General features: G+C 69.9%; 23 protein-coding genes. 2 read left to right on the forward strand and 21 right to left on the reverse strand.

Annotated elements, in window-relative coordinates; all coding sequences use genetic code 11:
* Positions 1-106: 106 nt before the first annotated feature.
* Complete coding sequence (locus AB4Y80_RS05590) at positions 107-601, forward strand: hypothetical protein (RefSeq protein ID WP_442212493.1); 495 nt, start codon at positions 107-109, stop codon at positions 599-601.
* On the opposite strand, the gene AB4Y80_RS05595 is transcribed toward AB4Y80_RS05590, so the two are convergent.
* Positions 598-1131 carry a YbhB/YbcL family Raf kinase inhibitor-like protein gene (locus AB4Y80_RS05595; RefSeq protein WP_442212495.1) on the reverse strand — a complete coding sequence of 178 codons (534 nt, stop codon included), beginning with the start codon at positions 1129-1131 and terminating at the stop codon, positions 598-600. The genes AB4Y80_RS05590 and AB4Y80_RS05595 overlap by 4 nt on opposite strands.
* Before the next feature lie 3 nt (positions 1132-1134).
* On the reverse strand, positions 1135-2079 hold the full coding sequence (locus AB4Y80_RS05600; RefSeq protein ID WP_442212497.1) for a carbohydrate kinase family protein: 945 nt from the start codon (positions 2077-2079) through the stop codon (positions 1135-1137).
* Positions 2080-2176: 97 nt separating this feature from the next.
* Here AB4Y80_RS05600 and AB4Y80_RS05605 point away from each other — a divergent pair, with 97 nt between their 5' ends.
* Positions 2177-3283, forward strand: a complete 1107-nt coding sequence (locus AB4Y80_RS05605; protein ID WP_442212499.1) for a GTP pyrophosphokinase — start codon at positions 2177-2179, stop codon at positions 3281-3283.
* Positions 3284-3308: 25 nt separating this feature from the next.
* On the opposite strand, the gene AB4Y80_RS05610 is transcribed toward AB4Y80_RS05605, so the two are convergent.
* The 19 genes from AB4Y80_RS05610 to AB4Y80_RS05700 all read right to left on the reverse strand — a co-directional run bounded on the left by AB4Y80_RS05610 (position 3309) and on the right by AB4Y80_RS05700 (position 22364).
* Positions 3309-3422 carry a hypothetical protein gene (locus AB4Y80_RS05610; RefSeq protein WP_442212501.1) on the reverse strand — a complete coding sequence of 38 codons (114 nt, stop codon included), beginning with the start codon at positions 3420-3422 and terminating at the stop codon, positions 3309-3311.
* On the reverse strand, positions 3404-3559 hold the full coding sequence (locus AB4Y80_RS05615) for a hypothetical protein (RefSeq protein WP_442212503.1): 156 nt from the start codon (positions 3557-3559) through the stop codon (positions 3404-3406). Before AB4Y80_RS05615 ends, AB4Y80_RS05610 begins: the two co-directional genes overlap by 19 nt.
* Before the next feature lie 275 nt (positions 3560-3834).
* Positions 3835-5298 (reverse strand): aldehyde dehydrogenase family protein, encoded by a 1464-nt coding sequence (locus tag AB4Y80_RS05620; protein ID WP_442212505.1) that lies wholly within the window; start codon positions 5296-5298, stop codon positions 3835-3837.
* On the reverse strand, positions 5295-6950 hold the full coding sequence (locus AB4Y80_RS05625; RefSeq protein ID WP_442212508.1) for an NAD(P)/FAD-dependent oxidoreductase: 1656 nt from the start codon (positions 6948-6950) through the stop codon (positions 5295-5297). Before AB4Y80_RS05625 ends, AB4Y80_RS05620 begins: the two co-directional genes overlap by 4 nt.
* A complete protein-coding gene (locus tag AB4Y80_RS05630) occupies positions 6947-7246 on the reverse strand; it encodes a (2Fe-2S)-binding protein (RefSeq protein WP_442212510.1) in 300 nt (99 codons plus the stop codon). The genes AB4Y80_RS05625 and AB4Y80_RS05630 overlap by 4 nt, the downstream gene beginning before the upstream one ends.
* Positions 7239-8408 (reverse strand): NAD(P)/FAD-dependent oxidoreductase, encoded by a 1170-nt coding sequence (locus AB4Y80_RS05635; RefSeq protein ID WP_442212512.1) that lies wholly within the window; start codon positions 8406-8408, stop codon positions 7239-7241. The genes AB4Y80_RS05630 and AB4Y80_RS05635 overlap by 8 nt, the downstream gene beginning before the upstream one ends.
* Positions 8409-8545: 137 nt before the next feature.
* Positions 8546-9214 (reverse strand): GntR family transcriptional regulator, encoded by a 669-nt coding sequence (locus tag AB4Y80_RS05640; RefSeq protein WP_442212514.1) that lies wholly within the window; start codon positions 9212-9214, stop codon positions 8546-8548.
* A gap of 51 nt (positions 9215-9265) precedes the next feature.
* Positions 9266-10219: an ornithine cyclodeaminase family protein gene (locus AB4Y80_RS05645; RefSeq protein WP_442212516.1), complete on the reverse strand. Its 954-nt coding sequence runs from the start codon at positions 10217-10219 to the stop codon at positions 9266-9268.
* Positions 10216-10719: an aconitase X swivel domain-containing protein gene (locus tag AB4Y80_RS05650; protein WP_442212519.1), complete on the reverse strand. Its 504-nt coding sequence runs from the start codon at positions 10717-10719 to the stop codon at positions 10216-10218. Before AB4Y80_RS05650 ends, AB4Y80_RS05645 begins: the two co-directional genes overlap by 4 nt.
* Positions 10700-11968, reverse strand: coding sequence for an aconitase X (locus AB4Y80_RS05655; protein ID WP_442212521.1), 1269 nt, complete (start codon positions 11966-11968; stop codon positions 10700-10702). The genes AB4Y80_RS05650 and AB4Y80_RS05655 overlap by 20 nt, the downstream gene beginning before the upstream one ends.
* Positions 11965-12966, reverse strand: coding sequence for a proline racemase family protein (locus AB4Y80_RS05660; protein WP_442212523.1), 1002 nt, complete (start codon positions 12964-12966; stop codon positions 11965-11967). The genes AB4Y80_RS05655 and AB4Y80_RS05660 overlap by 4 nt, the downstream gene beginning before the upstream one ends.
* Positions 12967-12976: 10 nt before the next feature.
* A complete protein-coding gene (locus tag AB4Y80_RS05665; protein ID WP_442212525.1) occupies positions 12977-13882 on the reverse strand; it encodes a dihydrodipicolinate synthase family protein in 906 nt (301 codons plus the stop codon).
* An 80-nt stretch (positions 13883-13962) separates the two neighbouring features.
* Complete coding sequence (locus AB4Y80_RS05670) at positions 13963-15012, reverse strand: proline racemase family protein (protein WP_442212528.1); 1050 nt, start codon at positions 15010-15012, stop codon at positions 13963-13965.
* 90 nt (positions 15013-15102) lie between these two features.
* Entirely contained in the window at positions 15103-15813 is a 711-nt protein-coding gene (locus AB4Y80_RS05675) for an ABC transporter ATP-binding protein (protein ID WP_442212530.1), read from the reverse strand.
* A complete protein-coding gene (locus tag AB4Y80_RS05680) occupies positions 15813-16688 on the reverse strand; it encodes an ABC transporter ATP-binding protein (protein ID WP_442212532.1) in 876 nt (291 codons plus the stop codon). The genes AB4Y80_RS05675 and AB4Y80_RS05680 overlap by 1 nt, the downstream gene beginning before the upstream one ends.
* On the reverse strand, positions 16685-17749 hold the full coding sequence (locus AB4Y80_RS05685) for a branched-chain amino acid ABC transporter permease (RefSeq protein ID WP_442212534.1): 1065 nt from the start codon (positions 17747-17749) through the stop codon (positions 16685-16687). The genes AB4Y80_RS05680 and AB4Y80_RS05685 overlap by 4 nt, the downstream gene beginning before the upstream one ends.
* Positions 17750-18643, reverse strand: coding sequence for a branched-chain amino acid ABC transporter permease (locus AB4Y80_RS05690; protein WP_442212536.1), 894 nt, complete (start codon positions 18641-18643; stop codon positions 17750-17752).
* 91 nt (positions 18644-18734) lie between these two features.
* A complete protein-coding gene (locus AB4Y80_RS05695; RefSeq protein ID WP_442212539.1) occupies positions 18735-19901 on the reverse strand; it encodes a branched-chain amino acid ABC transporter substrate-binding protein in 1167 nt (388 codons plus the stop codon).
* 264 nt (positions 19902-20165) lie between these two features.
* Positions 20166-22364 (reverse strand): MMPL family transporter, encoded by a 2199-nt coding sequence (locus AB4Y80_RS05700; RefSeq protein WP_442212542.1) that lies wholly within the window; start codon positions 22362-22364, stop codon positions 20166-20168.
* Positions 22365-22382: the final 18 nt, after the last annotated feature.

Genomic DNA, 22382 nt, shown 5'->3' on the forward strand with positions numbered 1-22382 from the left:
GCCCGAGGGTGCATGATGGGTTGTGGCGAGGGCACCCCGGAATGTGGGGCCCGTTTGCCGCGCCGGCCGATCAGCCGACGGTGCAGAGGAAGGGAAATGAACCACCATGACTACCATGCAATGGATCTGGATCATCATCGGAATCGTCGTGCTGCTGATTGTCGTCGGCTTCCTGGTGACCCTGGGGAGACGGCAAAGCCGGGCCCGGATGGAACAGCGCAACCAGGAGGATCGTGAGCACGCCGCCCGGCTGCGTGATGAAGCCCGGGATGCGGGGCTGGACGCCCGCGAGAACCAGGCGGCGGCCGATCGGAAGCGAGCGGCCGCCGAACAGGCCGCCGTTGACGCCGAGCGCCTGAAGATTGAGTCCGAACGCGAGCGTGCGGCCGCGGCCGACCGGGCGGCGGAGGCCGCGGACCGGCTGCGGCAGGCCGAGGCCGTGGATCCGGGCCCGCGGGAATCCGCGGACCTCTCCGGTGCGGAAAGCCTGGACACGGCCGCGGGGACCGCCCCTGCCGGCCGGGATGAGGGCCGGCCACCGGCGGAGCAGTCACCGGCGGAACCGCGCACGGCGCCCGACCGGGAGACCGGGAGCGCCTAGACCTCGAAGACGCCCGTCAACCGGGCGCGGGCGAGCGTGTGAAAGTGCAGGTTGAAGCCCAGGACGGCCGGGGTGGCGTCGGGCGCCAGGTCGAGCGATTCGACGCCCACTGCGTGCACCACGAACATGTACCGGTGGGCGCCGTGGCCGGCGGGGGGCGCCGAGCCCATGTAGCCGGGGTACCCGGCGTCGTTTCGGAAGGTCAACGCCGAGGCCGGCAGGCCGGGGGAACCGTGCGCGTCCCCGGCGCCCTCGGCCAGGGACGTCACCGAGGCCGGGATGTTCGCCACCGCCCAGTGCCAGAAGCCGCTGGCCGTGGGCGCGTCGGGGTCGAACAGGGTGACCGCAAAGCTGCGCGTGCCGGCCGGAAACCCGGACCACGACAGCTGCGGGGAGAGGTCGCGGCCGTCGGGGTGGCCGCCGGCGTTGACCTGGGCCGTCGGCAGGGTTTGCCCGGCGGTGAATGATTCACTGCTCAGCGTGAATTCGGGGACCTGGGTGAGGAATTCATAGGGGTCGTAATCGTACATGGGCTAGCCTTCCTGAAGTTCGGTCTTGGTCGGCGGGTTGGCACCCGCACGGGAAACGGTGATGGCCGCCGCGCGGGCGGCGTAGCGGATCAGCTCATCAAGGGTCTCGGGGGTGATGGCGCGGAGGGCGCCGCGACGCTGGGCGCCGTCGAGCTCACGGTCCACCACGGCGCCGAGCAGCGCCGCCATGAACGAGTCCCCGGCCCCCACCGTATCCACCACCTTCACCGGCGGGGCGGGGCAGGCGGCCTCGCCGGCGGCGCACACGGCCCACGGACCGTCCCCGCCGCGGGTGACGACGACCAGCGCCGGACTCTCGGCGCCGTTGATGCCCAGCCAGTGGCGGGCCGAATCCTTCGGTTCGACGCCCGGGTACAGCCAGGCCAGGTCCTCATCGGAGGCCTTGACGACGTCGGCGAGCCGCACGAATTTCTCGGCCTGGGTTCGGGCGTAGTCCACGTCCGTGATGATGGTGGGGCGGCAGTTCGGGTCATAGGAGATCGTGGCCGAGGTGTGGGCGGCCACGACGGCGCCGAACACCTGGCCGGCGCCGGGGGCCAGCATGGCGGCGATGGAGCCGGTGTGCAGCAAGGTGGTGGCGGCCAGCATGAAGTCGGGGACGCCGTTGGGCCCGTGCGCCGCGGCGGGCAGCTCCCAGTCCAGAGCGAACTCATACGCGGCGGCACCGTCGGCCCCCAGGACGGCCCGGGCGATCGACGTCGGCAACGCGTCGGGCGCGATCGGAACCATGACGCAGTTGCGCTGCAGGTGCCCGGCGACCATGGCGCCGTAGGCGTCCGCGCCGAACCGGCCCAGGAACTGCACGGCGTGGCCCAGCCGGGCCAGGCCGACCGCGACATTGAGTGGAYTGCCGCCGACATGCGGGGCGGGGTCCAGGCCGGGCCGCACCACCTCATCGATCAGCGCTTCACCAATTACCGTCAGCATGGCATCAGCCTACGGCCCCCGCGCGGGTGACGCAGGGACCCGGATGATCCGGGGCACCGTTCGACGCGGTGCGGCCGTGGAGCCTAAGCTCAAAGACATGAGCAGCCATTGGGACAGACTCGACGAATCACTGCGCGCTTCGGTCAAGGCCTCCGTGGCCGACTACGAGCGTGCGCTGCCGGAATTGGCCCAGGTTACGGCGGAGATGGAGCGCCTGGTCCGGGACGTCCTGGCGGATGCCGACGACAAGCCGTTGTTTGTCGCGAGCCGGACCAAGACGGTGGATTCGTTCCGGGAGAAGGCCTCCCGCATGGTCGCCCCGGAATTGGGCAGCGCCCCCTCGCTGCAGTTCCCGGAGCCGCTGCGGAACTTGACGGACATGGTGGGCGTGCGCGTCATCACCACGCTGCCGGGCGAAAACGCGAACGTGGCCAACTTGATCAAGCGCCGCCGGAACATCTTTGACTGCCGCGGCGACCGGGAGAAGGACATCGGCTCGATCGAGTCCGGCACGTACGGCTACTCCAGCCGGCACTTGATCCTGCGCAGCATTCAAAACGGCGTGGTGCGAGCGTATCAGGAGGTCCTGGACCCGGACGGCAAGGCCAACGGCAGCTACTTCTTTGAATGCCAGATCCGCACCGTTTTTGCCCATGCGTGGAGCGAAATTGAGCACGACATCCGGTTCAAGGCCCAGGACCCGCGCGCCTGGAGCCCCTACTTTGACCGCCAGTTCACGGCCACCGCGGCCATGCTCGAAACGGTGGAGTCCGCGTTTTCCGAGCTGCACGAGCGCTACGAGACGGTCACCAGCTTTTGGGACGCCGACGGCGAGGGGAAGGTGTCCCTGACGCCGAACCGGATCAAGGCGGTGTGGCAGACCCTGCTGCCGCACGTTGACCGCAAGGCCGACGACGACTGGGGCTGGGCCGCCGAGCTGGTGGCCGCGCACGGGCTCACCAAGACCATAGACCTGGCCGCCCTGCTGCAGCCGGAGATCATCTCCAATGTCCGCAAGGCGCTGGACCACAAGTACTCCCCCGGCCCGGACCGGCTGCTGGATGACCTGCTGCTGTGGCAGTTTGGGCAGTCCCACATCGACCTGACCGCCGAGGACCCCGCGCTGGAGGCGACCCCGCGCCGCGACAGCCTCCAGCGCCGGCACCAGCAGATGCACCGCTACCGGAAGGCCGCCGGATTCTAGCTTGTGCGGCCGGAGGGTTCTCCCGCTAGGGCCGGCTGACGGCGACGGCCACCGTACAAGTGTCCGATTCGGTGGCGCGGATGGCCCGGCACAGGTCCAGCCCATCGAGGCCGGGCATCTTCAGGTCACTGACCACCACGTGCGGGTGATGGTCCGGGTAGAGGCGCCACCCGGCGTCGCATCGGCGGCCACGATGCACTCGTGGCCGGACTGCTCGACGGCGGCCTGGGCCACAAGCAGGGATCCGCGGTCGTCATCGACGACGAGCACCTTCACGACGCCTCCAGGGCACACTCGAGGGCGGCACCCGGAGTTCGGTCTCCGGCACGATCTGGGCACCCCTCCCGGCCCCGGGGCCCGCTGCGGCCGGAAGGTGTTCCGGCTCAGAGTGCGGTCCCGGCCGCGGGCTGGAGACTTCCGCGGCTCGAAACAGGCAACACTTGGGGCCCTCCCCCGTCGGCGGCATACAGACATCACGTGGATCGTGGCCATGATCCAGACCATGGCGATCCCGCCCTCCGGCGCCGTGCCGGCTGCCCAGCCCCGAGGGGTCAGGCGAGTTTGCCGTTGACCCGTTGCGGGATGCCGAGCGGGTTGGCGTCGCGCAGCGCCGCCGGCAGCAGGTGCGCGGGCAGGCCCTGGTAGGCCACCGGGCGCAGGAACCGGGTAATCCCGGCCGTGCCCACGGACGTCGACGTCGGCGCGGTGGTTGCCGGGTACGGCCCGCCGTGCTGTTGGGCGTAGGTGACGGACACGCCGGTGGGCCACTGGTTCCACAGCACCCGGCCGGCCTTCTTGGCCAGGAGGCGGATGAGTTCGGGCGCGACGGCGTCGGACTCCTCGCCCTGGACAGTGGCGGTCAGCTGGCCCTCGAGCACGCGGGCGACGGCCAGCAGCTCCGTCTCGTCCCGGTAGGTGGCCACCAGGGCGGCGGGCCCGAAGCACTCGGTGATCAGTGCCTCGGGGTCGCCCAGCAGCGCGCCGGCCGTGGTGGCGGCCAGCGCCGGGGCGGGCGGCGCCACCAACGCGCCATCGAGGGAACCGAGCGGATCGACGTCGTCGTGCCCGAGCAATTGCGCCAGGGCGGCCGTGTACCCGGACTGGATCTTTTCGTTGAGCAGCCGGGCCGGCTCGGGGCGGGCCGCAGCTGCCAGGGCCGCGAGCATCTTGGAGTCGGCCGGCACCAGCAGGATGCCCGGCTTGGTGCAGAACTGGCCGGCCCCCAGGGTGTAGGAGGCCACAAATCCGGCGGCGATGTCCGCGCCCCGGGCGGCCGCGGCGGCCCGGGTGACGAATACCGGGTTCACGCTGCCCAGCTCACCGTAAAACGGGATGGGGTCGGGGCGGGAAGCGGCCAGGTCAAACAGGGCCCGGCCGCCGGGGATTGACCCGGTGAACGCGCCGGCCCGGATGCGCGAATCCACCAGGGCGTCGCGTCCGGCCTGCGTGCCGTAGATCAGCTGCAGCAGGCCCTCCGGGGCGCCGGCGGAGCCCAGGGATGCCGCGGCAACGCCTCCGACGGCGGCCGACAGCCGCGGGTGCCCCGGATGGACCTTGAGCACCACCGGGCAGCCGGCGGCGAGCGCCGCGCACGTGTCCCCGCCGGCCACGCTGAACGCGAACGGGAAGTTGCCGGCGGCAAACACCAGCACCGGGCCCAGTGGCTCCAGGACGCGGCGGATGTCCGGCCGGGCGCCCATGGGCCAGGCGTCGTCGGCATGGTCAATCCGGGCGTCCAGGTAGCCGCCGTCGGTGAGCAGCTCGGCGAAGAGGCGCAGCTGGAACGTGGTCCGTGTCAGCTCCCCGGCCAGCCGGCCGGCCGGCAGGAATGTTTCCGCCCGCGCCACCGGGATGAGTTCGTCGGCTGCGGCATCGAGCCCGTCCGCCAGGGCCATCAGGGCGGATGCGCGCTCCGCCGCCGGGCGTTGGGCCCAGACCGTCGCGGCGGCGGCCGCCGCGGCGAGCAGGCCTTCGAGGTTCTCGGCCGTGGTGTCGCCAATGTCTGGGATTTTCATGGTCGGTGCCCTTCGTCGGTACGGATCAAATCGGTGCTCTCGGGCCCGGACTCGGACCCGGACTCGGGTGCCGGGGCGCTCAAGGCAAGGGGGCGGGTGCCGGGGGGGTCAACGGCAAGGGCGGCGAGGCGGCCCAGCGTCACGGGCGCGGCCAGGGTCCGCTTGGCCAGCGCGCCCAAGTCCTCGGCCGCCGTCGGGCCCGCGAGGTGGCGCCCCGCAAAGTCCGCCGCTATCGAGGCGGTGGCGAAGCCGCACACCCGGCCCTGGCACCAGCCCATCCCGGCCCGGGCAAACGATTTCAGGCTGCGTGCATCCTGGGCCCCCAACTCCGTGTGGGCGCTGCACAGCGAACCGTAGCTCACTTCCTCGCAGCGGCACACGATGGTGGAGGGCATCAGCCAATCATGCCAGCGCGCCGGGACGGGATTGGCGCGGTGCATGGCCTCGGCAAAGGCCCGGAGCCGGGCGCGTTTGCGCTGCAGCCGGCGAATCCGGATGCCAAGGTCCGGGGAACCGGCAGACGCCCGCCCGCCGGCCTGCGCCGCCACGCACAACGCAGCCAGTTCGCCCTCCGTGACCGCCATGGCCGCGCCGCCAACCCCGGTCGCCTCCCCGGCCACGCTGACGCCGGACACCGTGCTGCGAAGCCGCTCGTCCACCACGGCGATGAGGGAGCCGTCGACGTCCACGGCCGTTTGGGCACCCGCGGCCACGACCAGCTCCAGCTGCGGGGTGAAGCCCCAGCCCAGCGCGACGACGTCGCACGCCACCCGCCGGCCGGTCCCGGGCACCACCCGGCCGTCCGCGGTCAGCTTCGAGAGGGTGACGGCCTCCACCCGGCCCGTGCCGTGAATCCCGGTGACGGCCGTGCGCATGCGGTACGGGATGCGATGGCGGGCCAGGGCGGCCGCATACTCCACGCCTTCGCCCGCCTTCCCGGGCGCGCGCACCGCCCCGCGCACGTTGCGCAGCCAGCCGGCGGGGCTGTTCGCCTCGCAAATCGCCGCGACCCTCACGCCCGCCGCGGCCAGGCCCGTGGCCACCGGGAGCAGGAACGGCCCGGTCCCACCGACGACGGCGACGGTTCCGGCCGCTGTCCGGTGGCCCTTCAGGAGCGCCTGGACCCCGCCGGCGGCCATGACGCCGGGCAGGTCCCAGCCCGGGATGGGAAGTTGGCGGTCGTACCCGCCCGGACACAGGATCACGTGGCGGGCCCGGACCGCCGCGGGCAGGTTCGCCGGCCCCGCGCCCGGTAGGCCCAGCGCCGGCGCCACGTGCAGCGACGTTGTCCCCGCCGCGGGTTCGACCAGCCACACCTGCGTGTTGCGCCAGTATGCCACCGTGCCGGCGGCCTCGTGGGCGTACAGGCGGGCGCGGAGGTTCGCGAAGCGGCTCCAGTCATGGTGTCCGGCGCCCTCCCGCAACGAGCCGGTGGCGGCCGGAGAGCCGGTGGAGTTCGGAGAGCCGCCGGTGGCCGGGGAGCCGCCGGGAAACGGCCGGGCCGGTGGCTGTTCCGCCGGGTGCCGCCAAAACTGGCCGCCCGGTTGGGTGCCGGCGTCCACCAGCGCCACCGACAGTCCGGCATCCGCGGCGTGGACGGCGGCGGCCAGTCCGGCCGGGCCGGCACCCACCACGGCAACGTCAACGATCACGGGGCCACCTCCGCGGCGCCGGCGCCGGTGTCGGTGCCAGAGCCGGTCCCGGAGCCGGATTCCAGCACCATGCCGTCCCGCGCGGGGGTGAGGCAGGCGCGCTGGTTGGGCACGCCGTCGACCGTCAACAGGCAGTCAAAGCACACGCCGATGCCGCAAAACAGGCCGCGCGGGCGTCCCTGCCTGCGCGTGGTGCGCCAGGAAACGATGCCGGCGCCGGTCAGGGCCGCCCCGAGGGTCTGGCCGGGGCGGGCCGTCAGCGGTTTGCCGTCCAGGGACAGGTGCAGCTCAGGCATGGGCGGCCTCCGGTTGATGGTCAAAGCGTTGCGGGGCAAAGGGCACCAGGTCCAGGGCGGGCGGCGTGCCGGCCAGGGTCGCGGCGACCAACGCGCCCGTGCCCACCGACAGCCCGATGCCGGCGCCCTCGTGGCCGCAGGCGTGCCAGAGCCCGGGCGCGCGGGGGTCGGGGCCGATCACCGGCAGGTGGTCGGGGCAGTAGGGGCGGAAGCCAAAATAGCTGCGCAGCGCCGACACGTTCGCCAGGAACGGGAAGAGCGCAATCGCCTTGCCCGCCATCTCGGCCAGGACGCGCGGGTTGACGGACTTGTCGAAGCCGACGCGCTCCCGGCTGGAACCGATCAGGATGGTGCCGCCGCCGGTTCCCTCAACCACGGGCGAGGTCTGGAGGCCGGCGTCGGAACTGGCCACATTATCCACATATTCGGCGGCGTAGACCTTGTGCCGGACCAGGACCGGCAGCGGTTCGGTCACCATCACGTAGCCCTTGCGCGGCAGGACCGGGACCCGGACTCCGGCCAGGTCCGCGACGGCGCCGCCCCAGGTGCCGGCGGCGTTGACCACGGCGGGGGCGGCGATGGTGCCCCGGCTGGTGGCCACGCCCGTGACGGCGTCCMCGCGACGGATGAACCCGGTGACCTGGGTGTTGGTGTGGACACCGGCACCCAGGCCCCTGGCCAGGCGCAGCAGATGCGCGGCGGCCAGCATGGGCTGCACCTGGGCGTCTTGCGGGTAGTAGGCGCCGCCGACCATCCCCGGGTTCAGCCAAGGTTCGCGTTCCAAGAGAGCGGGGGCGTCCACGAGTTCGACGTCGATCCCCGCGTCCCGCTGCCGGCCCGCCAACAGGGCCAGGTTGTCCTGCGTTCCGGGCGTGGCGGAGACCACCAGGCCGCCCTTGGACTCAAACTCCCACAGCCGCCCGAACTCGGCCAGGTCCTCGCGCCACAACCGCTGGGAGTACTGGGCCAGGGCCAGTTCCGGGCCGGCCTCCTTGTCGGAGACCAGGATGTTGCCCTCGCAGGCACTCGATGTCCCCCCGGCAATGGCGCCCCGCTCCACCACGGCCACGGTGAGTCCGGCCCGGGCGGCAAAATAGGCGCAGGCGGCGCCCACGGCACCGGCACCAATGACCACAACGTCAACGGATCGCGGAAGACTCATGGCAGTAGTATGTCACATGCTACTACGCGGCAATAGGGGAAACGGTCCGCATTTTTCACGAACGCCGCCAACCCGCTCTGCCGCTGTTGGGCAACAGCGTTTGCGGGGGCGGGCAGCGCTCATGCGGGCCGGCAGCGCTAGTGCCGGGCCCATTCGTCGCGGACGTGGCCAATGTGCCGGGTCATCAGCTCCTGCGCCTCGGCGGCCTTCCCGGCGGCCATCAGGTCCACCAGTTCCACGTGTTCGTGCGACATCTCCCGGAGCTTGCCCGTGGCGGCCAGCGGGGCCAGCCCCAGCAGCCGGGTGTGGGCCCGCAATTCGGAGATCAGCGCCACGAGCCGCTTGTTGCCGCTGTATTCCAGGACGGCGATGTGGAACTGGCGGTCGGCCTCCGTGTACGCGATGAGGTCCCCCTCGCCGGCAAAGTCCACGATGGCCCCGGCCATCTCGCGCAGCCGCGCCAGGCCGGCAGCGTCAATGAGCGGCGTCACGGCCCGCACCGTGGGCGGCTCGATGAGCAGGCGCAGGGCCGTGATCTCGTCCAGGTCCTCGTCGGAGACCTCCGTGACGCGGAAGCCCTTGTTGGGCAGCGAAACCACCAGGCCTTCCTTGGCCAAATCCAGCATGGCCTCGCGGACGGGGGTGGGTGAGACGCCAAAGCGCTTGCCCAGGGTGGGGGCGGAGTACACCTCGCCGGGCTTCATCTCTCCGGAGATGACGGCCGCGCGCAGGGCCTGGGTCACCGTTTCCCGCAGGCTGACGTTCTTTTTGACCATGGTCAGATGAGATGTTCCCAGCGAGCTCATGGCCCCTCCATTCCCGGAAGCGGAACACTCGTTCCACTACAATATGACATTTTAGTCGACCGACGCCCGGGCCGCGATGAAAAGTTCAAAAGCCCGCCCGGCCACCACGATGTCCTCCCACGACATCCCCACCCCCGTGTACAACAGCGGCCTGCCGGGCGCCGGGGCGAAGCGGCCGGAAACCAGCTCCGCCAGCGTGGCGAGTCCCCGTTCGGCCCAGTCCTGGGCGGAGCGGGCCGGGATCAGGTCGCCGGCCTCGCGCAGCGCCGAGCCGCGCCCCTCGACCACCACCTCGGCCCGCAGCGCCAGGGTCTGGTCGATCTCGCGCGCATCCAGCCCGTGGGAGCCGATCGCGGCCACCACGGCGCCGTCCCGAACCAGCCCGCCGTCAAAGACGGGCACGGCGGAGGACGTTGCGCACACCACGACGTCGGCGTCCGAGACGTCCGCGGCGGAACCGGACGTGGCCGGCAGGCCCCGCGCGGCCCATTTGTCGGCCAGCGCCGCGGCGGCCTCCGCTCGCCGTCCGACGACGACGAGCCCGTCGATCCCGCAGACCGCGTGCAGCGCTTCAATGTGCCGGTCCRCCTGCAGCGAGGTCCCGAACACCACCACCGTCCCGGCCCGGGCCGATCCGCGCAGCGCCAGCAGGTGCTTGATGGCCATGGTGGTGACGGCGGGGGTGCGGATCAAGGTCAGCTCGGCGCCGTCCAGTGCGGCCAGCGGGGTGAGGAATTCCCCGTCGAGCAGCAGGTATGTGCCCTGGATCTTCGGATGCCCCTGGGCGGGATTGCCCGGGGCCACCGTGGCCACCTTGACCCCGGCATACCTGGCGGATTCGGCGGCCATGAGCAAGAACTCCCCGGCGCGCAGCGGGCTGAACAGCCGGGGCGGGTCCAGTTCCGGATCCTGCCCGCCGCGCAGGGCGTCTTCGAGGGCGGCGACGGCGGCGGCCGGGGACATCAGCGCGGCCAGGTCAGTGGCGTCGATGTACGGCAAAGTCATGCTGGTCCTTTGGTGGGTTGTTGGGTTCCGGGTGGGAAAAGTTCGACGCCGGCACGCCCGTCCGCGGCGGCGGTCACCGACACCCGTGCACCGCCGGCCGCGCAGGCCCGGGCCGCGGCCGCCAGCCCGGCGGCTTCACCGGCGTCGAGCAGCACGACCGGCACCTGTATTCCGTAAAGCTCGGCGGCGGCCAGCGCGCCCAGTGCGAGGATGGCGTCGCGGGCGGTGAGCAGGATGGCGGCCGGCCCCACGCCGGCGCGCAGCTGCTCGGCCAGCACCGAGGAGGAGGAGCTGGAACCGCGCGAGGCATCCATCATCAGGACCCGCCCGGCCAGCGACGTGCCGTGCTGCGGGTGGCGGGCGTCAATGATCACGCCCGTGCGGCGGTCCGTGCCGCCCCAAAACGACAGCGGTTCCGCCAGGACCAGCAAGTCCCCGCTCCCCTGCCCGGCGCACAGTGTGGTCCCGGCGCACGTCCACTCAACTCCACTGATTGTCATCGCGCACCAGCCTACCGGCGCAGGCCGAATCCAGGCATTCGGCCAGCGTGCCGAACACCACGTCCACGCCGATGTTCATGGGCGCATACCAGGCCCACTTGCCCGACGGCGTCATGACGGTCCGCTCGGCGGGCCCCAGGATCGGGGTGATGTACGTGCACGTGTCCACCACGATCCTGGCGCCCCGGTCCTCGGCCGGCTGCACCAGCCCGGCCGCGCGGGCCTGTGCCAGCACCTCGCGGGAGGTGCTGATCCACACCGTGCAGCCGGGATGGAAGGCCGGGCGGGAGGCCAACGCCAGGGCCAGCTTTTCAAACTCGCGCACGGAAAAGTGCGGGGTGCCCAGGGCGACGGCGTCCAGCGGCGCGTCGGGAGCCGCCGTCGAGAGTTCATCACGGGCTGCGCGCACCATCTCGGCGGTGACGGCAAGGCAAGGGCGTCCCGGCCAGGAACCGGCGGCGAGCGCCTCGGGGGTCACGCCGGCCACGTGGAACAGGGCCACCGCGCCGGAGGACGCCGCGGTGGCCCCGAGCGCCTTGAGCTTGTCCTCATCGACCAGCAGGGGGTCGATGCCGGTCAGCAGCGGGATGCCGGAGCCGGAGCGCCGCCCGACCACGTCTCCCAGGGCGGCCCAGACGGCCTCCGCCGCCAGCATGCCGGCGGACAGGGACGAGCAGTCGAGCTCGAGCGTGGGCACGCGGTGCTCGGGCACGTGCAGGCCGGCGCGCGGGACGCGGCCGGTGATGGCCGCGCAAATGTCGATGAAGTCGCCGTAGCGTTCGGTGCGCGCGCCCAGCACCGAGTTGGCAAAGACGATGGCGTTGGACTCCGCCCAGGCGATGTCCTCCCCGAGCGCGGGCCGTTCGGTGGTTTGGTACGGCGCGCACGTCCAGGTGGGGCGGGCGCCGAGGGCCCGGTAGGCGTCCATCAGGGCATGGGCCGGTCCGGCGTCCTCCGGCGGCAGGCGCACCAGGCCGGGGTGCATGAGGTCCAGCGAGCTGGTGTTGAGCGTGGTGGGCACGGCCACGGCGGCGCCCTGCTCGACCAGCTTTTGGGCGAAGTCGAGGCCGGCCTGCCCGTGATAGAGGCACCCGTCGATGTGGGCGCCGGTGATTGGGATGAGCCGCTCGGCGCCCAGCACGCGCGCCAGAGCGGTCACCATGCGCATGGCCATGGCCGTTCCGGCGCCGCGCCCGCCCTCGAGCATGGCGGTCTCCTCCCCGGTGAGCACGAGCGCCGGGTTTTTCACAGCAGGAACCCGGCCGGGAAGGGGTCCTCCGGATCCAGGTGGTACTGGGCCGTGCCGGTGATCCAGGCCCGCCCGGTGATGGTGGGCACGACGGCGGGCAGCCCGCCCACGGTGGTCTCCGCCACCAGCCGGCCGGTGAACGTGGTGCCGATGAACGATTCGTTCACGAAGTCCGTGTTTAGGGCCAGTTCGCCGCGGGCGTGCAGCGCCGCCATGCGGGCGCTGGTGCCGGTGCCGCACGGGGACCGGTCAAACCAGCCCGGGTAGATGGCCATGGCGTGGCGGGAATACGCCGCGGTGGAGCCGGGCGCCGCCAGGTACACGTGGTGGCAGCCGGTGATGTCCGCCCGCTCCGGGTGGACGGGCGGGTTGTGGGCGTTGATGGCATCCATGATTTTCAGCCCGGCGTCCAGCAGCTCGTTTTTTGCCGCCCGCTCAAACGGCAGGCCCAGCGAGTCGAGGTCCACGACGGCGTAGAAGTTGCCGCCAAACGCCATGTCGTAGCGGACCTCGCCAAAGCCCTCGACCGTGACGGCCGCGTCCAGGGCCAGGGCAAAGGAGGGCACATTGCGGATGGTCACGGACTTGGCGGCACCGTCGTGCACCGCGACCTCGGCGACGACCAGCCCGGCCGGGGTGTCCAGCCGGATGGTGGTGACCGGTTCCACCACGGGCACCATGCCGGTTTCCACCAGCACGGTGGCCACCCCGATGGTGCCGTGCCCGCACATGGGCAACAGGCCCGAGACCTCGATGAACAGCACCCCGTAGTCGGCGTCGGGCCGGGTGGGCGGCTGGAGGATGGCTCCGCTCATGGACGCGTGCCCGCGCGGTTCGTACATCAACAGGGTGCGGACGTCGTCGCTGTTTTCCATGAACCATTGGCGGCGTTCGGCCATCGTGGCGCCGGGGATGACGCCCACGCCGCCGGTGATGACCCGGGTGGGCATCCCCTCGGTGTGGGAGTCCACGGCGTGGAAGACCCGCTTGGAGCGCATGGGCTGTCCTTTACTTGTAGCCCTTGGCCAGCACGGCCTCGGTGTCGGCGGTGATGCGGGCAACCAGCCCGGCGGGCAGCGGTCCGCGCGGCTGGCGGCAGGCGCCGCCCTTGCGCCCGGCGATGTCCATGGACAGCTTGATGGACTGCACAAACTCGGTCTTGGAGTCCCAGCGCAGCAGCGAGTGCAGGTCACGGTACATCGGCAGGGCCCGCACGATGTCCTCGGCCACCCCGCTCGTGGCCAGCTTGTACAGTTCGACGGTGCTTTGCGGGATGGCGTTGGGGTAGCCGGCAATCCAGCCCACCGCTCCGGCCAGGCCCAGTTCCAGCAGCACGTCGTCGGAGCCGACCAGCAGGTCCAGCTCCGGCGCCAGCTCGGCGATCTCATAGGCGCGGCGCACGTCCCCGGTGAATTCCTTCACGGCCGCGATCAGGCCCTCGCCGTGGAGGCGGGCCAGCAGCGCCGGCGTCAGGTCCACCTTGGTGTCGTACGGGTTGTTGTAGGCCACCACGGGCAGCCCGGCCTTGGCCACCTCCTTGTAGTGCGCGACCACGGTGTCGTCGTCGGCCTTGAAGGTGTTCGGCGGCAGCGCCAGCACGGAGGCGGCCCCGGCATCGCGGGCCTGCTCGGCCCAGCGCCGGGACTCGTCCGCGCCATAGGCCGCCACGCCGGGCATGACGGTGAAGCCCTCGGGCGCGGCCGCCACGGCGGTCTCCACCACCCTGGCGCGTTCTTCCGGGGTCAAGGTCTGGTATTCGCCGAGGGAGCCGTTGGGGCACACGCCGTCGCACCCGTTGGCCGCCAGCCAGGCCACGTGGTCGGCGTAGGAGGCGTAGTCCACGCTGCCGTCGTTGTTGAATGGCAGCGCGGTGGCGACGTGGATGCCCTGCCAGGGCTGGGTACGGGTGGTCATGAGGTGCTCCTTTGCCAATGCATAGATAACGTGACTGACCTCACCATAGCAGTACAATGTCACATTCCACTAGGGTTTTTTTATCGCAGCACGAACCCGAGCCCCAGTTCGTCGTCGGCCTCCAGGGTGAACTTTCCCTCCCCGACCGGAAACGCCCGCCCGGTCACCTCCACCACCACGCCCCCGGTCACGCCGCCGTCGGAGACCTCCCCGGAATGGTCCACCACCTGCGCGGTGAAGTGCGAGTCGATGATGGAAAAGTGGTCCAGCACGTCGCCGTCGGCCAGCTCGCCGGAATCGGCCAGCGCCGCCACGCGCGCCGCCGTCCCGGAGCCGCAGGGCGATCGGTCCACCTGGCCGTCGGCGAAGATGGTGACGTTGCGCTGGGCCAGGGCCCCGGTCAGGACCAGCCCGCTGTCCGGCCCCACGGGCTCATGGAAAATGGTGCCGTACATCCCGTCCAGGCGGGTGTCGGTGGGGTGGTGGGCGGCGGGGTGGTTGGCCAGCGCGGCCTTGACCTGCCGGCCGGCGGTGATGAGCTTGTGGAGGTTCGACGGCGTGACGTCCAGTCCGGCCGCCTGCGCTGGCAGCGACGCGTACAGGGCCCCGCCCCACAGCACGTCCACGCGGAGCCGGCCGAAGTCCGCGGTTTTCACTTCGATGTCCCGTTCCACCACGTAGGAGGGCACGTTTTGGAAGGTGACCTTTTCCACGTGGCCGGCCGACATGGACACCCGGGCCGTGACGCGCCCGGACGGGACGTCGATGACCACCTCGGTGTCGCCGTCGTCCGGGGCCCGGACCAGGCCGCTGCGCACGGCCCACGTGCCCAGCGCGATGGTGCCGTGGCCGCAGGCGGTGGAAAACCCGTCCTTGTGCCAAAACAACACGCCAAAGTGGGCGCCGGAGTCGTTGGGCGGGACGATGAATCCGCCGTACATGTCCGCGTGGCCGCGGGGCTCGTTGACCAGCAGCCGGCGCAGTTTGTTGGCGTCCCCGAGCATCGCGTTCTCGCGCCGTTCCAAGACGGTCTCGCCCGGGATGGTAAAGGGCGGCGAGGGCACGATCCGGAAGGGCTCCCCCGCCGTGTGGTAGTCCGTGGTTTGAATTTCCCAAGCTGCCGCTTTCATGGCCGCATCCTTTCCGAGTGCCGAACCGCCTGCCGAACCGCCTGCCGAACCACTTGTCGAAACCATACCCGCGGCCCCGGGAAACGCCACCTATGCGCCCAGGTACGCCTCCACGATGCGCGAATCCGCCATCAGTTCCTCGCCCGTGCCGGTCATAGTGGTCACGCCATTTTCCAGGACGTAGCCGCGGCTGGTGATCTTCAGGGCCGCGCGGGCGTTTTGCTCCACCAGCAGCACGGTGGTGCCTTGGGCGTTGACCTCCCTGATGACCTCCATGACCTGGGCGACGATCAGCGGCGCCAGCCCCATGGAGGGCTCATCGAGCATGAGCATCCGGGGACCGGCAATGAGCGCCCGGCCGATCGCGAGCATCTGCTGCTCGCCGCCGGAGAGCGTGCCGCCCTGCTGGCCGCGCCGTTCGGCGAGCAGCGGCAGCAGGTCAAAGACGTCCTTGAGCCGCTTCGCCACGGCGGCCCGGTCCTTGACCAGGTACCCACCCAGCTGCAGGTTTTCCAACACGGACAGGGTGGAGAAAATCCGCCGCCCCTCCGGGACGTGAATGAGCCCGGAGCCCACCACCTCCCACGGTTTGGCTCGGGTGATGTCCGTCCCGGCAAAGCTGATCCTGCCCGCGTGCGACTTGACGATGGCCGACGCTGCGGACAGCGTGGTGGTCTTGCCGGCGCCGTTGTTGCCCAGCAGGGAGACGATCTCACCCTCCTCGACCCGGACGTTGATGCCGCGCAACGCCTGGATCTTGCCGTAGAAGACTTCCACATTCTCAAATTCGAGCATGGCCATCAGGAGTCACCTTCCTCGTGGGCGGGGCCGTGTGAGGGCGAATCGGCGGCGGCGTTGGCCGCGGCTTCGGCGTCGTGCACCCAGGTGGCGGTGCGCCGTGGCGGCGGGGCGTCGTCCGCCTTGCCCAGGTACGCCTCGATGACGGCGGGGTTGGACTTCACCTGGTCCGGGGTTCCGTCCGCGATCTCCTTGCCGAAGTTCATCACCACCACCCGCTCGCTGACCTCCATGACCACGCTCATGTCGTGTTCAATGAGCACGACGGCGGCGCCCAGGTCCCGGATCTTGCGGCACAGTTGCAGGAGCTCGCGTTTTTCCGAGTGGTTCAGCCCCGCGCCGGGCTCGTCCAGGAGCACGAGCTTGGCCTTGCGCGCCATGGCCCGGGCCATTTCCACCTGGCGCTGCTGGCCGTAGGCGAGGTTGCGCACGGGGATGCCGCGCCCGCCCTTGTAGCCGACAAAGTCCAGCCAGCGGTGCGCCTCGGCGGTGTAGTACGCCTCGCTTTTCCGGTACCGGGGGGTGTGGAACAGGGCATCGGCGAAATTCTGGCCGCCGTAGAGGTGCATGCCGCCGCGGACGTTGTCCAGTACGGTCAAGTCCGGGAACAGGCGCAGGTTTTGGAAGGTGCGCGTCACCCCGGTCGCGGCAATGACGGCCGGGCGCTTGCCCGTGATGTCCACTCCGTCCACCACCACCGATCCGCTCACCGGTTTGTAAAATCCGGTGATGCAGTTGAACGCGCTGGTCTTCCCGGCGCCGTTCGGGCCGATCACCGAGACGATCTCCCCGGCGTCGGCGGTAAAGGAGAGCCCGTTGACGGCCTTGACGCCGCCAAAGGCGATTTGCAGATCATTCACTTCCAGCAACGGGCTCATGCGCCGTCCCCCTTCCCGATGGCCGGCTCCGCCGGTTTCCGCCCGGACTGGCCGGGCTGGCCGGTGTCAGGCTGCTCAGGTTCGTAGGCGCGCGTCGGCCAGAAACCCTGGGGCCGGAGCACCATGACGGCCACCAGCACGACGCCGAAGATGACGTAGCGCAGATTGCCCATGTCGCGCAGGAATTCCGGCAGCAAGGAAATGATGACGGCGCCCACCACCACGCCGCGGGTATTGCCCATGCCGCCGAGCACCACCGCCATCAGGACCAGCGCGGACTGCAGGAACACGAAGCTTTGCGGGGAGATGGCGGAGAGGTGCGCGGCAAAGAGCATGCCGCCGAGCCCGCCCCACATGGCCCCGAAGATGTACGCGGCGAGCTTGACCTTGTAGGTGTGGATGCCCATGGCCTCGGCGGCGTCCTCGTCCTCGCGCACGAACCGCCAGGCACGCCCCAGCCGTGACTTGCCCAGCCGGGCGGAGCCGAGCACCAGCAGGGCCACCACCAGCACGCAGAAGTAGTAGAAGGGGACCGGTCCGGTGAGATCCAGGCCGAACAGCTCGATCCCGGGGATGCCGTAGATCCCGGACGGGCCGCCGGTGATGGCCAGGTTGTTGGCCGTCAGGCGGATGATTTCGCCAAAGCCGAGCGTGACGATGGCCAGGTAGTCGCTGCGCAGGCGCAGGGTGGGGGCGCCGATGATCAGCCCGGCCAGGATGCACATCAGGAGCACGGCCGGGATGGTGAACAGGATGGGCAGATCCCACGCCCTGGCCACGATTCCCGAGGTATAGGCGCCCACGGCCATGAAGGCGATGTAGCCCAGATCCAGCAGGCCGCAGTAGCCCACCACGATGTTCAGCCCGGAGGCGAGCAGGATGAAGATGACGGCCGTGGTGGCGATGCTCATGGCGTAGTTTGTGGCCAGCAGGAACGGGAACAGGACGGCGACCGCGAATGCCAGCCAGCCCAGCTGCCTGCTTTCAAAGAGCCGGGAAACGCGGCTGGCGGGCTTGCCGATCAGGCGCGGGGCGCGGGTGGTGTCGACATTCTCACTCATCTAGACACGCTCCGTCACGCGTTCGCCCAGCAGGCCGGTGGGTTTGAGGGTCAGGAAGGCGATGAGGACGGCGAAGGTGAAGACGTCGCGCCACTGGCCGCCGAGCCATTGCGAGCCGAAGGCCTCCAACAGGCCCAGCAAGAGGCCCCCGAGCATGGCCCCCTTGATGTTGCCGATGCCGCCGATGACGGCGGCGGTGAATGCCTTCAGGCCGATGATGAAGCCCATGAGGAAGTCGATCTTGCCGTAGTACGCCCCGGCCATGACGCCGGCGGCGCCGGCGAGCGCGGAGCCGATGAAGAAGGTCCAGGTGATGACCTTGTTGACGTTGATGCCCATCAGCAGCGAGCCCTTGGGGTCCAGGGCGATGGCGCGCATGGCCCGGCCCATCGAGGTTCGCTGGATGTAGGAGTTCAGGCCGAGCATCAGCAGCACGGCGATGACCATCAGGACAATTTGCGGGGCGGAGATGCGGGCGCCGAGGACGTCAAAGGTCTCGCCCTGGAGCCGGACCGGGAACACCTTGGGGTTGGGGCCGGCGACGGCGCTGACCCCGTATTCCAGGGTGAAGGAGGCGCCGACGGCGGTGATCAGGACGGCGAGCCGCGGCGAGTTCCGCAGTGGCCGGTAGGCGAGCCGTTCAATGCCCACCCCCATCCCGCCGGTGATGATCATGGTCAGCAGCAGCACGATCAGCAGAGCCGTGATGGACATGGATGCCGGGATGACGCCCACCGAGCTCAGCGTCGCGAACCCGATGAAGGCGCCGAGCATGTAGATGTCGCCGTGGGCAAAGTTCAGGAGTTTGATGATGCCGTAGACCATGGAATAGCCCAGGGCGATGAGTGCGTAAAAGGACCCGACAAACAGGCCGTTCCAAATGAGCTGTGTCATGCTTTTCCTGCCTTGACCGGAAGAGTCGTTGCCGTTGAAGGACGGTGCAACCGGTGGGTGCCCGTGGCGGGCACCCACCGGTTGGTGCCACTTAGCTCAGTGCGTCGTGGAGGGCGAACTTTCCGTCCTTGACCACCAGGATCTGGAACCCGCCGCTGCTTAGCGTGTGCTCCGCGGTGAACTTCAGCGGGCCGGAGAAGATCTGGAAGCCGTTGATGCCCTCCAGTGCCTTGATCACGGCGGCCCCGTCGGTGCCCTTGGCCGCCGTCATGGCCTCGGCGGCCACACGGACCGCGTCGTAGGACTGGGTGGAGTACGGGCCGGGGGCGGCACCGAACTTCTTGGTGTAGTCGGCAATCCAGGACTCGGCACCCTTGATGGTGTCCGGGGTCTGGGTCATCGTGGCAAAGACGCCCTCGGCGCCGGCCGCGCCGGCGATCTTCACCAGCGACGGGTCAACGCTGCCGTCGGCCACCATGATCTTGCCCTTGTAGCCGGCCGCCTTGAGCTGGTTGATGATCAACCCGCCCTCCTGGTAGTAGCCGGTCCAGTACAGCATGTCCGGGTTGGCGCCCATGATGTCATGCACGGCCGAGGAGTAGTCGCTCTCCCCCGCGGTGATGGAGGTGGCCAGCGCAACCTTCACGCCGCCGTCGGCCTCCAGGTCCTTCTTGGTCTCGGTGGCAATGTCCTTGGAGTAGCTGGTGTTGTCATCCACCAGGGCGACGCTCTTCACGCCGTCCTTGACCATGAACTTCACGGCCGCCGCGGCCTGCTGCGTGCCGGTGCCGTTGATCAGGAACACGCTGGGCAGTTTTTGGTTGACCAGTTCCTGCGAGTTGGCGGCCGGAATGATCATGGGGATGTCGGCCTTGGCGAAGATCGGCAGCGTGGGCAAGGTGGCCCCGGAGCAGTAGCCGCCCACGGAAATCACGGCGCCGTTGGAGACTGCCTTGTTCGCGGCGGCTGCGGCCTGGGTCGGATCACAGGCACCGTCCTCGAGGTCCAGGGACAGCTGGCGGCCCAGCACGCCGCCCTTGGCGTTGATCTCATCGACGGCCATTTGCATGCCGTTCTTCATGTACACGCCGGTGGGGGCGCTGGAGCCGGACATGGGGATGACGGCGGCGATCTTGATGGGGCCGCTGTCGGAGGTCTTGTCACCGCTACTGCCGAGAATGCCGCCGCAGCCGGTGGTGGCCAGCATTGCCGCCGCGACCGCTCCAACCGCCAGGACCTTGGGAATTCGAAGTTTCACTGTCTGCATCTCCTTTGACGTGACACCGCCGTTTCGAAGGCGCCGCGGCAACCCTGACCGCCACATTGTCGGGTGGGTCACACGGCGCCATGTCAGTAAAATATGACATGACACGAGGGGTGTGTCAACCGTTTTCCGGGCCCGGCACGCAATCGAGACACTTCCGATACCTGACGTGCCCGCCGCCCTCCCCGGCCCGCATCTGACCCGCAATAGATGTCGGAAAAGGGCGAATTTTCGCCCTTTTCCGACATCTATTGCGGGCTACTTCCGATGGCCGAGGGCGGACGGCCACCACACGTGCCGGCCGATGTCATACACCAGCGCCGGCACCAGCAGGGACCGGACAATCACGGTGTCCAGCAGCACGCCAAACGCGACGATGAACGCCAACTGCGCCAGGAACAACAGCGGAATGACCCCCAGTGCCGCAAACGTCGCCGCCAGGACGATGCCCGCGGAGGTGATCACGGAGCCGGTCATGCCCAGCCCGCGCAGCACCCCGGCTCGCGTGCCCATCTCCCGCGCCTCCTCGCGCACGCGGGTCATCAGGAAGATGTTGTAGTCCACGCCCAGCGCCACCAGGAAGACAAACCCGAAGAGCGGCACGGACGCGTCGGCGCCCGGGAAGCCAAAGACGTGGTTGAACACCAGCGCCGAGACGCCCATGGCCGCGGCATAGGAGAGCACCACCGAGCCGATGAGCACCAGCGGCGCCACAATGGAGCGAAGCAACAGCATCAGCACCAGCAGGATCACGGCCAGGACCAGGGGCACAATCTTTACCAGGTCCCTTTGGGCCGTGACGTTGGTATCGAGCGCCGTCGCGCTCACCCCGCCCACCAGGACGGTCGAATCAACCGCCGGCAGCGATGCCCGCAAGTTGAGCACCACGTCCTCGGCCGCGGCGGAATCGGCCTGGTCCGCCAGCGTCGCGTTGATCATGACCCGGCCGTCCCTCACCACCGGTGCGGCGCCGGGGACAGGACGCCCGGGGCCGGCGTAGATGCTCGCCGCGGCCACCCGCTCTTCGTGCTCGACGGCGGCGAGCACCTGTGCCTGTTGGGCCGCCCCGGCGATGATCACCACCGGGCTGCCGCTGCCGGCGTCAAAGTGGCGCCCCAGCGCCCTTTGCCCATCCACGGCGTCGCTTTGGGACAGGATGACGTCGGTCTGCGGGACGCCGTTGGCCTGCAATTGCAGCACGCCGGCGCTGGCCGCCAGCAGCAGCACCAGGGTGGCGACCCAGGTGAGGCGGGGCCGACGGGAGATCACCAGGCCGACCCGTCGCCAGAGGCCGCCGATCCCGGCCAGCCCGGCCTCGGGGCCGGCTTCCACCCCGGCTTCCACCCGGGCACCGCCTTCCATCCCGGCGCCGCCGGAAGCCGCGTGCCGGCCCGCCGGGGACGGCCCGAGCCGGGGGCGGAAGGGCCAAAACGCCGTCCGGCCAAAGGCGACCAGGAAGGCGGGCAGTGCCGTCAGCGCGGCCAGGATGGAGAAGAAGATGCCGATCGTGGCGATCGGGCCCAGGCTGCGGTTTGAGTTGAGGTCGGAGAACAGCAGGCACAACAAGGCGATGATGACCGTGGTGCCCGAGGCCACGATCGGCTCCCAGGCACCCCGCAGGGCCAGGGCCATGGCCGCCCAGCTCGAGGCCACCTGGTGCAGGGCCTCCCGGAAGCGGGCCACCAGCAACAGGGAGTAGTCGGTGGCCGCGCCAATCACCAGAATGGACAGGATGCCCTGGCTCTGGCCGCTGAGCTTGATCCAGCCCCAGCTGGCCATATTGTAGATCACCAGGATGGAGGCGCACAGGGCCACGACGGCCGTCAGCAGCACCATGATGGGCAGCACCACGGATCTGTAGACCACGAGCAGGATCACGAACACGGCAGTCAGTGCGACCAGGAGCAACACGCCGTCGATGCCCGCGAACGCACCGACCAGGTCCGCCGTCAGGCCGGCCGGCCCGGTCACATAGGAGGTCATGCGCGCCGGTATATTGGCTGCCACCGCCTCGCGCAGCGCCGCCACCACGGTGTTCAATTTCCCCGTGTCGGAAATCGGCACCAGGAACTCCACGGCCAGCTTGTCCGGGGATGGAATGGGCCCGGCGATGGCCGTTGTGGCGGGGGGTGACGGCGGCTGGACGCCCGGGACCGCGCCCAACGTCGGGGCTAGGGCGGCCAGTTCACCCAGCTGCCGATCGCTGATCGGCTGGGTCGAGGTCAGCAGCACCACGGCCGGGATGCTGTTGGTGTCCACGAACTTCAGCTGCCAGTCGCGCACCGCAGTGGACTCGGCGCTGGCCGGAAGAAAGCTCGCCTGGTCATTGCTGGAGACGCCGGAGATTTTTCCGAAGGTGGGCCCGCCAAGCCCGGCCACCATGAGCCACACAACGATCAATACGGCCGGCAGCGCCAACCTCAGCCAGCGTTTTGGCGCCCGGTCCTTGATGTCCATGCCCCCATATTACTTCCA

The organism is Specibacter sp. RAF43, from assembly GCF_052114065.1.
GTDB lineage: Bacteria > Actinomycetota > Actinomycetes > Actinomycetales > Micrococcaceae > Specibacter.